Consider the following 12,492-nt stretch of genomic DNA (forward strand, 5'->3'; position numbering starts at 1 on the left):
TTCACCTGTCTACCTAAAGGGGAGCATATCATTACGGGATGGCCCTTTCTTTGTAGAGTATGACTTACTGAACTAACGTTTCCGTTTGTTAAATTATCACTTACATACCATCAATAAATTGCCATCTGGGTCACGAAATGCAAACCAGTGTCCATTTTCAATACCAGTAACCAATTCTACTCCGTTGTTCTTCATGAATTGATAGGAGCTTTCAATGTCATCGGTTGCGAACATAAATGCAGGTGTCTGATAAGTAGGTGGTCCGTCAGGTTCTTTGCCTCCCCACATCGGCATCGTGTCCAAAATAAGTCCTGCACCTTGCATTGGTAGCAGGCACAGATGTCCACTCATTATTTCAGGTGTTTCCGAAATGCCGAAGATTTTGCAATACCAATCTCGTGCCCTTTCGATATCCCTAACTGGCATGAACGTCCCACAGATTCGGTTTTTAATTGGATTGGTTGATGTGCTCATAAAGCACCCCCCTTAGCAGATTATGGTAACCTATTCGATTTTTTATGCGTTATTTCCTTTGTCAATTTACAAATATTAATCACTCCCCGCCTAACCCCTAACGGACATAAATGAAGCTATTCTTCGATTTTTTAGGTTTTCGAAAATCTAACGGACATCCATGACGTTATTGGCATCATCATCAAGTAAATTGGCTCCATTACGACCCAATAGTGATTTCCCTGTCCGTTAGAAATGTTTGAGGTTAAAAAACGGACAAATAGCGTTGCTGGTGTCTGTTAGATTTTCCAACCTTTTGTTCACAAATCACAAGTCCTGGAGTTGCTTAATTTCCTATTCAAATAAATGCTGACGCCGGTAAGACACCTGCGCCAGCTATCATTTGGAATTATCGACTTCTGCATGCGACCCCAAATTACGGCATATTCATTAATAATTGATGGATAACCGCGAGCGAGTGCACCCCTGACCCAATTCCGATGAGAGAGGTGAAGACGTATATGTTCTACCGTCAGAACAAGCTTCAAATCGAGCTCCCGCCATCTCCGTACGCGGACGCCAATGCGGCTGCTGCCGTACAAGAGCTGCTAGGCGGCAAGTTCGGAGAGATGTCCACGCTAAACAATTACATGTACCAGTCCTTCAACTTCCGGAACAAAAAAAAGCTGAAGCCATTCTACGATCTGGTCTCCAGCATTACGGCGGAGGAGCTCGGCCACGTGGAGCTCGTCTCCGCTGCCATTAACATGGTGCTTACCGGAACGACGTCACCCGGCGACCCCGATTCCGCACCGCTTCGGCCCGGCGTGGACAAACGCAACAGCTATTTCTTTATCAGCACCGCACAAACCTCGCTGGCCGGCGATTCCATGGGCAACTCATGGCGCGGCGACTACGTGTTCAACAGCGGCAACCTTGTGCTGGACCTGCTGCACAACTTCTTCCTGGAATGCGGCGCCCGCACCCACAAGATGCGCGTCTACGAGATGACCGACCACCCAACCGCCCGTGCGATGATCGGTTATCTGCTCGTTCGCGGGGGCGTTCATATTCTCGCCTACGCCAAGGCGCTGGAAATTGCGACGGGCGTCGACATGAAGAGGATGATCCCGATCCCTAATCTCAGCAACGAACACTTCGAGACGGCACGCAAATACGAGGCGATGGGCCTGGGCAACAAGCTGTATACGTTCAGTCCTCAGGATTACAAGGATGTCGTGCTTATCTGGAACGGGCAGAACCCGCAAACCGGCACCAAGCTGGAGGTCATCCAGGGCGCTCCGGAAGGCGCTCCCATGTTCGATCTCGAGGCTGTCCCGGAGGAGTTCGCGCCCGGCATTTCGGAGGAGGATTTCCTCGAGATCGCCGCGAGATTAAAAAAGAACGCCGGTCTATAGCCGCCGTTCCCGCTTCGCCTTGCCCGTTTCTCCCTTCGCTTAAGGCTATGGTATACTTAACCTGCTTAATCAACTTGCTCAGCGAAGGTGAGAATCTACATGCAATGGCTTGCTATGCTTACCATGTTAATCGACCACATCGGCGCCGTATGGTTCCCGGATGAGGCTGTCCTGCGCATTATCGGGAGACTCGCATTCCCGCTGTATGCTTACGCCATCGTCATCGGTTATCACCGCACACGCAACTTGAATCGTTATCTGATACGAATGGCGATTTTGGCCGGCTTGTCGCAGGTGCCGTTTATGTTGGCGTTCCAGACCTGGGAGATGAATGCGATCGCGACGCTGCTCGTCTGCTTGCTTATGCTGACGCTTTTGGACCGCTATCAGAACAACCGGGCGCTTCAAGTGCTGCTCATCGCGGCCGCCATCGTCACGCTGGAGATCATCCCGTTCGACTATGGCGCCTATGGACTTCTGCTCGTCTTCATCTATCGTTATGCCAAGCCAAGCCATGTCGTCTGGCTCCATCTCGGCCTTAATATTGCGGCCGTATTCTCCAAGGGCTGGGGATTACAGCTCTTCAGCTTGTTCGCCAGCGTGCTTCTTATCTATCTACCCGAGTTTCTGCGAAGCATAGATCGTCTGCAAGTGCCGCGCGTCGTCTGGAGAAGTTTCTATCCGCTTCATCTGGCTCTTATCGCGGCAGCTTACTACATCCTGGCTTAACCAACTGCCTGTCATGCCCAGGCTTCTCGCTCCAACGTAGCAATTAGCTCATCCAGTTCCCGCTCGCAAGCTTCCGTCGATGGCCAGGCCGACTCGTCATTGAGCAGCTTGCGCAAGAAGTCACGGACGAGAGCCGGCAATGCCAGCTCCTCCTCCCAGCTTCGCTCGACCTGCCCCTCGACTGCCTCGTAGCCTGCATACATGACGAAGAGAAACAAGTGGCCGAGCCCGAACCAATCGCTGGAGGGGTGCGGGTGTCTCATGCGCCGCTTGATCGCCGCCGCGCTTCCGGCAAGGTCGCTCCCCTCGCCCAGCGCGTCGCGAAGCTCCTGCGGAAGCTCCTCCCCCACAGCGCATGACAGTCCAAGATCGATCAGATGCGGCAATCCCCCCGCGAGAATGACATTGGGAATACGGACGTCGCGGTGGACGTATCCTGCGTCATGAAGCTGTTTCAATGGCTGGATTAGTTGTTTAAGTAATTGAAGACCATTAGTAGCCGAGAAGGTTAGATTCCTCTCATAGATGGCATACTCTAAATTATAACCTTCAATATATTCCATAATGAGCGCTTCCTGCTTGCCCCTTTTCGAGTAGTCGAGTGCCCGTGGTATCTGTGGATGAGATACCGCTTGCATAATCCGATACTCACGTCGCAAAAGCAAGAGACCCGTGTTTCCTTTGCTGGGCTTGTTGCATTTCATCAGCACGCGCTTCCCGCTAACCTTGTCATGGCATACGTACGCTTGACCGTAGCTGCCCATCCCGAGGAATCGTTCTACGGCATATCGTCCCTGCCACGTCTTGCCAGGCTGCAGCGGATAATCGCGAAAGTCCGTTATGATTTGAGCCCATCTGGCCCGGATGTTTGTTAACAATGAAATCAACTCCCGTCTTAAGATTACCGATATCGCCATCCATTGTCGAGACCCGCAAAGTTTGGGCCAACAACAAGAAACCTCTCCCTCCCGAATGTCGTATACTTACTAAAGTGCATGTTCACAACCTCTTAAAGCTATGCCATCAAGCGATTCCATTGAAGGAGGAAGTTCTATGTTAAAGCGTATCATACATTCGTTGACGGGACGTCACGGATATGGCTACCATCGTTATAGCAGCAGCGACTTCAAAAAAGGTTATTACCCGCCGCCGCATTATCCGCCTTACCCGAACGGCCATCATCACGGACCGCCGCATCATCCGCATCAGCATCATGGCCATCCGCCTTATCCGAATCAGCCTTACCAAGGTCAACCGCCTTATCCGGGCGGTCACCATCCCGGACCGTCTCCGTACCCGAACGCGCACGGCCCATATCCGGGGCAACCTCCTTATCCGAACCAGCCGATGCATTATCCGCCGCCAAGATACAATCATCATTACGGCCACGGGTACTATAAGAAGAAGTGGAAGTACAGCAGTTCTTAGAACCCGGGATGTCGAACGATGGAAGCATGGTCCATAACCTCGGCATGAATTTATGTTAGGAAATTGTGAGCAAAATAAACAAACTCCTTACGACAGTTTCATAAGAGGCTAATCTGTTCTCGGTATAATGGGAAAAACGCAAATCGGAGGTGCATGGCATTATGATGCGAGTTCTAACCTTCAAGAATCGTTCCGTCCCTGTCTACTACCCTAACGAACAATCAGCATCTGTAGAGCTGCTTCAGCATAAATTGTACGAGATGGAATTGAACTTCGACTTCAGAAAAAAGTGGAAACGAATCAAATCCGTCGAGATGGTCCGGGACGTCGCGATCTTTCAGTACAACGATGGAACCAAGCTGTACCTGGAGGTCAGCTAAGCGATGGGTAGCATGACGGAGGGCTGTTCTTCAAGGAGATCAATGATGATCGCCTGGAAGAACAGCCCTCTTTGAGTTTATCGCCCTATCCAGCCAAGATGATTGGCTGGATACATGGCGTTGCCACTTATTGCGGACAATATATGCGGCATTCCGCGGCATTAGAAGATTTGCCATCGTCGTGGCTTCTCCCGCTCTCCGCCCGCTCTTCGGTGCTGGCTGCTCTACGGAACATGGAGGTATCCATCATAGTCGGCTCCATTGGGGTGCCTAGCAGATAACCCTGCACATAATTGCAGCCCCATTCCTTAAGCAGACGGTATTGCCCTTCATATTCGACGCCTTCGGCAATGACCTCTACGCCAAGCTTCTGCACAAGTCCGATAATGGATTCGACGATATGACGCTCCGCTCCTGGAAGATCAATCTTCTGTATGAAGCTCTTGTCGATCTTTAAGCAATGAATGGGCAGCTGCTTCAGATTACTGAAGGAGGAGTAACCCGTCCCGAAATCGTCCAAGGCTATACGTACGCCTGTTGCTCTCAATCGGCTAAGCGCGGTCACGGCAGTCTCTGAAGAATGAAATAAATAATGTTCCGTTATTTCGAGCTCGATCGAAGATGGCTCCAGACGATTCTCTTCAAGCACGTTCAGCAGTGTATTCATGAAGGAAGGATCATGCAGTTGCAGGGGCGATATATTGATCGACATCCGCAAATCATGCAAGCCGTACTTGCGAATGCGAGCAAGCATCTTGCAGCTCTCCCTGATCACCCACTCCCCGATTGGGATGATAAGTCCGCTATGTTCGGCGATTGGTATAAATTCTTTGGGCGAAATGACGCCTAACTCCGGATGATTCCAACGGATAAGGGCCTCCAGCCCCCTCAGCCGACCGTCCCCCAGCCTGTAGATCGGCTGGTAGCTGAGATGGAATTGCCTCTGATACAACGCGGGGCGCAAACCACTCTCGATCGCGATGCGTCTGTTCATCCGGTCCGTATCCTCGGACTTATAAAAGGTAATGCGATTGCCCCCGTTCTCCTTCGACTGCTGCACCGCTGATTCCGCTCGGCAGATGAGCGCTTCGCCAGTCAACCCATCTTGGGGGAAGTAACAAGCTCCGATGCTTGCGGTTAAGTAAAGCTCCGAATCTCCATCCGGTACGGGTCGTTCTGCCGCATGTTTCATTGCTTCCGCCGCTTGCCAACAAACATCGAATTCCGAGTCTTCCTTCGAGATATAGAGAAGCAATAGAAACGAATGACTTCCCCAATTGCTTAAGACAGGCGGCTCCGAGCCTGCGAGCTGCTTCGACAGCTCGATTAGCCGATTCATCATGACGTCGAGTACTTCATGCCCGAAATCCGTACCTTTCGTATCGATTACGCGATAGAATCGGTCCAGCTCCACGATCATGGCCAATATTCGCTTTCCCTCGGCTCTGGCCTCATGTACGCTTAACTCAACCTTCGCATACGATTCCTTCCTGCTCAGCAATCGAGCGGAGCTTTCCATTTCCCAGCCTCCCTTATTTTTTCAAGCTTCTTCGAACATTTCTCTGATGAATTCATCATCGCATAGAATTATTAGAAATTTACGGAAGTACCCTTTAGAAGATTGTTAGAATCATTAAGACTCGTTAGCATTTTCTAGAATTGCAAAAAGCCGCCCCGCGAGTCATAAATGACCTCGCTGAACGGCGTTCTGGCGTGTGTTAAAAACTAGCGTGCATGTGCCTTTGTTATGTTGAGACAAGCGCGGTGTACTTGTAACCGAATCCCCACACCGTACGGATCAGGCGCGGCTCCTTGGGGTTCAGCTCAATCTTCTTTCGCAGATTGACGATATGTACGTCGATGGCCCGATCGGTAACAAAAGAATCGAATCCGCGAATGGCGTTGATGAGCTCCTCCCGGCTGAATACCTTTCCCGGGTGTGCCAAAAACAGCTTCATCAGCTCATACTCCGAGAACGTCGTCTCAACCAGCTGTCCTCGTACAAGCAACAGTCTCCGCTCGACATCGAGCTGAATCATCTCCGGCGAGGCCATACCAGGCGACTCAGCCGCCACCGCCACGGCAGATTCTCCGTAGATGACGTTCGAGCGGCGAATTAACGCCTCCGCGCGCGCGGTCAATTCGTGCATGCTAAACGGCTTGCAGAGATAATCGTCCGCTCCCGACTTCAACGCCTGCACTCGTTCCGAAACTTCGCTTTTCATAGACAGAATCATGATAGGCACGTTCGATGTCTTGCGTACTTCCAGGCAAACCTCTATTCCATCCACGTCGGGCAAGATCAGGTCAAGCAGGATAAGGTCGGGCATCACGCTGCCAGCCAGCTGTAGCCCCTCGTCTCCCCGGAATGCTTGGCTGACTTGATAGCCTTCTTCCGTCAGATACATCGACAGCATGTTACTCATCATAACGTCATCTTCAATAACCAATACTTTATACATCGGCGTCACCCTTTAAACATATTGAAGATTTCTGTCGAGCTTATGTAGTACGTGTTACAACCTATTATAGTATCTCTACTATACATGACAGCGGGCCGACGAACAACAGAATGTTAGAAAAATGTTAGATGATTCTGTCGAATTGTTGGTCTGCATCCCGTAATCCTCTCAGAAGAAAACCCATCTTCGCTTCCAATTGATCCAACGCGATGCCCAGCACTCCCGTATCAGTCCCTCCCGACTTCAGCAAATCGCTGACTTCGTTGACGGCATTGACGAGTTCCTCCGCCGACAAGTATCCTGCGGCTCCCTTGAGCGTATGCAGCATTCTAAGCGCCTTGTCCATCTCCGACTGCCCCAGCGCCAGGCGCAGCTGATCCATGAACCGTTCGTAATCAATCTTGAATTGCAAAATCATATGCCGTAAAATCGGCAGCTTCCCATTTACTCGTTCCAAAGCGCTCTCCACATTCATACCCTCGATTGGACTAAGCGTAACAGGCGGAGCGGCAGCGCTTGCAGTCTGTCTCTCCGACCAATGGGACAAGGCTTCTTCCCGCTTGCTCAGTTCGCCGCTTTTCTCGGCCAATGCCTTGCGCTCCAGCCAATAGGCCAACACTTCATGCATGCGCTCCACGGAGAGCGGCTTCGTAATGACCTCGTTCATGCCTAGCTTCAAGTAACGCTCATGATCCTTCTTCACGACATTGGCCGTTACGGCGATAACCGGGATCGAGTCGTATTCCCGCTTGCTCCGCATGATGCGAACGGCTTCCGTCCCATCCATAATCGGCATATGGATATCCATCAGCACAAGATCCCAACGGCCCTTTTCCAGCATGCGGATCGCTTCTTCGCCATTTTCCGCCAGCTGCGCCTCATAGCCGGCATCCTTTAACATCTCCATCGCGACCATCTGATTGATCTTATTATCTTCGGCTAACAATATGTTGACTCGGCGCCGCTGTTCCTTGACAGCCTGCACGGCGTCAACCGTATCGGGAGCGGCGAGCTTCTGGCTCTTCTGTTCTGTCGCGTCCTTAAACGCGCGGAGCAGCGACGTGCGCGTGACCGGCTTGGCGATAATGGCAGCGGGGCGATTCTCGAGGGGAAGCTGCAGCAGCTCGTCTCTGCCGAAGGTAGTCGTGAGCGCTATTACGGGCACGCTCATCTCCGCCGCGACGCCATGCAAGTCAAGCCACGTCTCCGTGCCGTACATATCCGGCATCTCCATATCGGTTAACAGCAGATGAGGTCTTGCCCCTTCGCCGACGATCCGCAGCCGTTCGTACATCGTCTGCCAGCTTCCGAAGGCAATGGTCGTCAGACCCATGCTCTCCAGCAACTGCGTCCAATGTTCGCGCATTCGCCTGCTGTCCTCCAAAATCCATACCGTCTGCTCGTTGCTGAAAGGAGGCTGTTTGTCCACGCTGTCGATGCGTACGGGATCGACTCCGAATGGCAGCGTAAAGTAGAATCGGCTTCCTGCTCCTTCGACGCTGGATACGTCCAGCGTGCCTCCCATAAGCTTTACGAGATTCTGCGAGATGACGAGGCCGAGACCCGTGCCGCCGAACTTGCGAGTCGTGGAGCTGTCGGCTTGCGTAAACGGCATAAACAGCCGTTCCACCTGATCCTTGCTCATGCCGATTCCCGTATCCGAGATCATAAAGCGAATCCAGATTTGTCCCTCGATCTCCTCTTCCTCTTCGAGCTCCAGCCTGACGATCCCCTTGCCCGTGAATTTAATCGCGTTCATGCACAGGTTTAGCAGCACTTGTTCCAGCCGCAATGAGTCCCCGATCAACGTCTGGGGAATCCGCTCCGGCGTCTGAATCATGAATTCGAACTGCTCCTTGCCGCCAAGGAATACGCTAAGCTGATTCGCAAGTCGGCTCAGCAGTTCCTCCGGCTTGAACGGGAAACGCTCGACCTCGACCTTGCCCGCTTCGATTTTGGAGAAGTCCAGCACATCGTTAATAATACGAAGCAGGGATTCCGACGACAAATGCATTTTGTCGATATAGTCCTTCTGAATAAGGGACAGATCCGTCTTGCGCATCAGGCTGGTCAAGCCGATGATGCCGTTAAGCGGCGTGCGGATCTCATGGCTCATTAAAGCGAGGAAGCTGCTCTTCGCTTTGTTCGCTTCCTCCGCTTCCAGCGTGGTCCGAACAAGCTCCTCCTGAACCAGCTTCTGCTCGGATATATCTCTGGCGATGCAGGAGAAGAAGGTTTCGCCGGTATAATCATCCTCTTGCACGACGATCATCATGGATACGAACAAGAGCTCCCCGTTTACCTTTTTCATCTGCAGACTGCCGTTCCAATATCCATGCTCCAGCGCATGCTTGCTGCCTTCCATCATCTGTTCGTGCATGGAAGGGTCGACATAGGAACGAACTCGCGTCGAGTAAGCGTCTTCTTCCTTAAGTCCCAACATCGCCTTCCCTGCCCGGTTGACGTAGACGATATGGCCCTCCAGATTAATAGAGGCGATCAAGTCCTGCGCGGACTCCACGATATTAAGAAGCCGGTTGCGCGCGTTCTCCACCAGCTTCCGGTCCGAGATGTCCCGCACCATGCCGACGACGCCCGTGAACTTCCCCCGCCGGTCCCTCAGTCCGCTCGAGCTCTGCAGCATAGGAATGCGGGTGCCGTCCTTATGTACAAACGTCCACTCGCGCTCATAAGAGAACTGGATATCCCTCAGTGCGCGGAAAACGTCAAGTCCGGGCTTTACCTCGTACCCCAGCTCTGCGGTGAGGCGCGCGGCTTCCCGCTCGTTTTCTTCCATATCCATAAATACCAGAGGCGTGGCATGTCCCACAAGCTCCTCCGACTTGTAGCCTAACATTTCCTCCGCCGTCTGATTCAGGTAAGAAACCCGATAATGATCATCCAGCACGATAAAGCCGTACTGATTTTGGTTAATGATGGCGCCCCATCTGTCGAACATCTCTTGCAGATGCTCCATCATCCCGTTCACGGAGTGCGCGAGCTGCCCGATCTCGTCGAACTGGGACGTATCGAGATGCTCCGCTTCGAATTCTCCGGCGGCCGCTTGCTCCGTTACGCTCAGGATCTTCTCGAGCCGTTTGACGATTTTCTCAAAATACAGGAAGAAGAAGACTCCGATAATAATCTCGGAGATCGCGATCGTCGATATGGTTCTCCACAGTATAGGAGTAAGCAGCTTCTCCATTTTGGAGAGGGGTTCCGACATCGCAATTCGCCAAGGGGTTCCATTAACCTTGGAATAGAACACCATATAATCCTCGCCGGCATCTTTGATCTGCGCTCTCCCCTCGTTCTGTTGCAGCATATCCCTTGATTTTGCCGCCAGTACAGGATCCTCCGCAATGAACTTGGGCGGATTAACAGATACTTTGGAGGAATAAATAATTTCCCCCTTGTCGTTATAGAAGCGAACAGGCGTCGTCGCCTGGGCGAAGTCGAAGAACCGGGTAAACGAAGTAAAGGGGATCGAAGCATAGATGACGCCCTCGATATTCGTCCCGCTTCCATAGACCGGCACCACGATATACGATTGATCCACAAGCGAGAATTCCGGCTTATAGGGATCCGTGATCGTAACCGTACCCTTCATGGCGGATTCAAAAAACGGCTCGCCGCTCATATCCCGGTCCGGCCCGTCGCTGCGCACAGCCATCCCGTCCGCCGCGATGAAGCCGATGGTATGATAGGCAAAGCCGCTCCTCACGAGCTCCCGCTGGAAGTAGGTTTTGCGTTCGGAGGCCGTGCCGTAGCGGACCACGTCCGTGCGGCTCATGACCATGACCTCCGCTCGCCGAATTTCCATCCAGGCTTCGATGTTATCCGCCCGAACGCCAAGTTTGCTCCCGATCCTGTCCATCTCCGATCGAAGCATGGCCTTCTTGACCGCCGAATAATTGCCCGCTCCTGCAAGCAACAAGGGGATAAACGATATGAGTACGATAAAAATCAAACCTTTGGTTCTAAGCGACATCTTATTCACTCGAATCATCCCCCATCCGAATCGGCTCCGGAGATCTCCATTATCGTCAAGCCGTTCTTTCTGTCGTGCAGAGAGATCAACCTATCCCTCCGCAACACCTTGTCAGCTATTGTCGTTTTTATTCTAACATTAGAAGCTTCCGACATGAATAGCGGATGAACTGAAAAAAAGCGCTTTTTTTATTTAAGTTTAAGGTTTTTCAGACAAGCTTTTGGTATAGTAGTTGAAGAATTGCAATTTGAAGGGAGTTACGAGTAAATGAGCAATCAAGACGAAACACAGCCGAACGATAAGAAAACAGAGATCGGCAAAGAAAAAGAAGAACGTTATACGTACGAGACTGGGGAAGCACCTGCCGAAACGGAAGTGCTTGCCGAAGACCGCGTCGACGACGAGCTTTACGTCGAAGACGAGGATGACAACGACGCCCGTAAGGAAACGGCGGCAGCCGCTGCCGCGGTAACGGCGGCTCCAGCCGCTATGCTGGCTTCGACGCCAACGGTACAGCCTGCCCAAAAAGGCGGCCGTATGGGATGGATTATTTTGTCCGCCGTGCTTGTGGTCGCGCTAATCGTCGTATTGGTCAAGCCTCCGTTCGGAGGTGACAGCAACGGGGCTGTCGCGACTGTCAACGGGACGAAGATTTCGAAGGAGCAGCTGTACGATTTGCTCGTTAATGCAAACGGCAAAGCCGCGCTGGACAACCTGATCGTGGAAAACCTGGTGCAGCAAGAAATGTCGGCTAACAATATCGCGTTCTCCGAACAAGATATTGATCAAGAGATGGAAGCGGTCAAGCTCCAATTCGGCACAGAAGAGGCGTTCCAATCCGCCCTTCTTCAGTACGGCTATACCGAAGACGTTCTCCGCAGCGAGATGAAATTAAGCGCCATGATCCGCAAGTCGCTGGAATCCAAAACCGAAGTGACGGACGAAGAGGTACAAGCTTACTTCGACCAGAACAAGGCGATGCTGGGTTCCACCGAGGAGCAGGTACGCGCATCCCACATTCTCGTGGATACGAAGGAAGAAGCGGACAGCATCCTTGCCGAGCTCAAGGCAGGCGCAGACTTCGCCGAGACGGCTCAAGCCAAGTCGAAGGACGGCTCCGCCGCTAACGGCGGCGACCTGAACTTCTTCGGACGCGGCCAGATGGTTGCGCCATTCGAGGAAGCAGCATTCGCGCTTGAAGTGGACGAGATCTCCGAAGTCGTAAAAAGCGACTTTGGCTTCCACATTATCAAGAAGACGGACTACAAGCCAGCGTACGAGCCTAGCTTCGAAGAGAAGAAAGCCGCTATCCATACCCTGCTTGTAGGTCAGGAAGCTCGCACGCAATCCGAAACATGGATCTCCGAGCTTCGCAACAAAGCGAAAATTACAAATACGCTGGAAGAAGAAGCTCCAGCCGCATCCGATGCTCCTGCAGCGACGGACGCGCCGCCAGCAACGGACGCTCCAGCAAAAGAGTAGTCCATAAACCCAAAAAGGGGCGTTCCGAAGTCACATTTGACTTGCGGGACGCCCCTTTTTGCTGGCAGTTGGCGGGCAGCTCGCTTATGGTCCGGCGGGCTCTGTAGCCCGATTTTCTCGGGCTATTGCGCTCGGCAGCTCCCGCGGCG

Annotated in this window: 10 protein-coding genes; 5 read left to right on the forward strand and 5 right to left on the reverse strand. The window is 52.3% G+C overall.

All coding sequences use genetic code 11. The features are described from left to right. Positions 1-96 precede the first annotated feature (96 nt). Positions 97-474 (reverse strand): VOC family protein, encoded by a 378-nt coding sequence (locus B1748_RS31425; protein ID WP_087571921.1) that lies wholly within the window; start codon positions 472-474, stop codon positions 97-99. A 500-nt stretch (positions 475-974) separates the two neighbouring features. Here B1748_RS31425 and B1748_RS31430 point away from each other — a divergent pair, with 500 nt between their 5' ends. Next, positions 975-1,871: a manganese catalase family protein gene (locus tag B1748_RS31430; protein WP_087571922.1), complete on the forward strand. Its 897-nt coding sequence runs from the start codon at positions 975-977 to the stop codon at positions 1,869-1,871. 99 nt (positions 1,872-1,970) lie between these two features. After that, complete coding sequence (locus tag B1748_RS31435; RefSeq protein ID WP_087571923.1) at positions 1,971-2,600, forward strand: TraX family protein; 630 nt, start codon at positions 1,971-1,973, stop codon at positions 2,598-2,600. A gap of 11 nt (positions 2,601-2,611) precedes the next feature. Here B1748_RS31435 and B1748_RS31440 read toward each other — a convergent pair whose 3' ends face one another. Beyond that, positions 2,612-3,478, reverse strand: coding sequence for a serine/threonine protein kinase (locus B1748_RS31440; RefSeq protein WP_256976058.1), 867 nt, complete (start codon positions 3,476-3,478; stop codon positions 2,612-2,614). Positions 3,479-3,653: 175 nt separating this feature from the next. On the opposite strand from B1748_RS31440, the gene B1748_RS31445 reads away from it, so the two are divergent. Then, positions 3,654-4,028, forward strand: a complete 375-nt coding sequence (locus B1748_RS31445; RefSeq protein WP_087571925.1) for a hypothetical protein — start codon at positions 3,654-3,656, stop codon at positions 4,026-4,028. A gap of 161 nt (positions 4,029-4,189) precedes the next feature. Then, positions 4,190-4,408 (forward strand): hypothetical protein, encoded by a 219-nt coding sequence (locus B1748_RS31450; RefSeq protein WP_087571926.1) that lies wholly within the window; start codon positions 4,190-4,192, stop codon positions 4,406-4,408. 127 nt (positions 4,409-4,535) lie between these two features. On the opposite strand, the gene B1748_RS31455 is transcribed toward B1748_RS31450, so the two are convergent. From B1748_RS31455 to B1748_RS31465, 3 genes are all read right to left on the reverse strand, one after another. Further along, positions 4,536-5,927, reverse strand: coding sequence for a putative bifunctional diguanylate cyclase/phosphodiesterase (locus B1748_RS31455; protein ID WP_087571927.1), 1,392 nt, complete (start codon positions 5,925-5,927; stop codon positions 4,536-4,538). Positions 5,928-6,153: 226 nt separating this feature from the next. Then, positions 6,154-6,870: a response regulator transcription factor gene (locus B1748_RS31460; RefSeq protein ID WP_087571928.1), complete on the reverse strand. Its 717-nt coding sequence runs from the start codon at positions 6,868-6,870 to the stop codon at positions 6,154-6,156. Positions 6,871-6,994: 124 nt separating this feature from the next. Further along, positions 6,995-10,861, reverse strand: a complete 3,867-nt coding sequence (locus B1748_RS31465; protein ID WP_256976063.1) for a response regulator — start codon at positions 10,859-10,861, stop codon at positions 6,995-6,997. Between the two features lie 267 nt (positions 10,862-11,128). Here B1748_RS31465 and B1748_RS31470 point away from each other — a divergent pair, with 267 nt between their 5' ends. Further along, entirely contained in the window at positions 11,129-12,343 is a 1,215-nt protein-coding gene (locus tag B1748_RS31470) for a peptidylprolyl isomerase (RefSeq protein WP_087571930.1), read from the forward strand. The last annotated feature ends 149 nt before the right edge of the window (positions 12,344-12,492 follow it).

The organism is Paenibacillus sp. MY03 (assembly GCF_002165585.1).
In the GTDB taxonomy this organism is placed as follows: Bacteria; Bacillota; Bacilli; order Paenibacillales; family Paenibacillaceae; genus Pristimantibacillus; species Pristimantibacillus agaridevorans.

What these genes read in the sequence shown, in the direction of transcription:
- B1748_RS31425 (WP_087571921.1), bottom strand. Translation starts at nt 474, where the DNA reads ATGAGCACATCAACCAATCCAATTAAAAACCGAATCTGTGGGACGTTC.
- B1748_RS31430 (WP_087571922.1), top strand. Translation starts at nt 975, where the DNA reads ATGTTCTACCGTCAGAACAAGCTTCAAATCGAGCTCCCGCCATCTCCG.
- B1748_RS31435 (WP_087571923.1), top strand. Translation starts at nt 1,971, where the DNA reads ATGCAATGGCTTGCTATGCTTACCATGTTAATCGACCACATCGGCGCC.
- B1748_RS31445 (WP_087571925.1), top strand. Translation starts at nt 3,654, where the DNA reads ATGTTAAAGCGTATCATACATTCGTTGACGGGACGTCACGGATATGGC.
- B1748_RS31450 (WP_087571926.1), top strand. Translation starts at nt 4,190, where the DNA reads ATGATGCGAGTTCTAACCTTCAAGAATCGTTCCGTCCCTGTCTACTAC.
- B1748_RS31455 (WP_087571927.1), bottom strand. Translation starts at nt 5,927, where the DNA reads ATGGAAAGCTCCGCTCGATTGCTGAGCAGGAAGGAATCGTATGCGAAG.
- B1748_RS31460 (WP_087571928.1), bottom strand. Translation starts at nt 6,870, where the DNA reads ATGTATAAAGTATTGGTTATTGAAGATGACGTTATGATGAGTAACATG.
- B1748_RS31465 (WP_256976063.1), bottom strand. Translation starts at nt 10,861, where the DNA reads ATGTCGCTTAGAACCAAAGGTTTGATTTTTATCGTACTCATATCGTTT.
- B1748_RS31470 (WP_087571930.1), top strand. Translation starts at nt 11,129, where the DNA reads ATGAGCAATCAAGACGAAACACAGCCGAACGATAAGAAAACAGAGATC.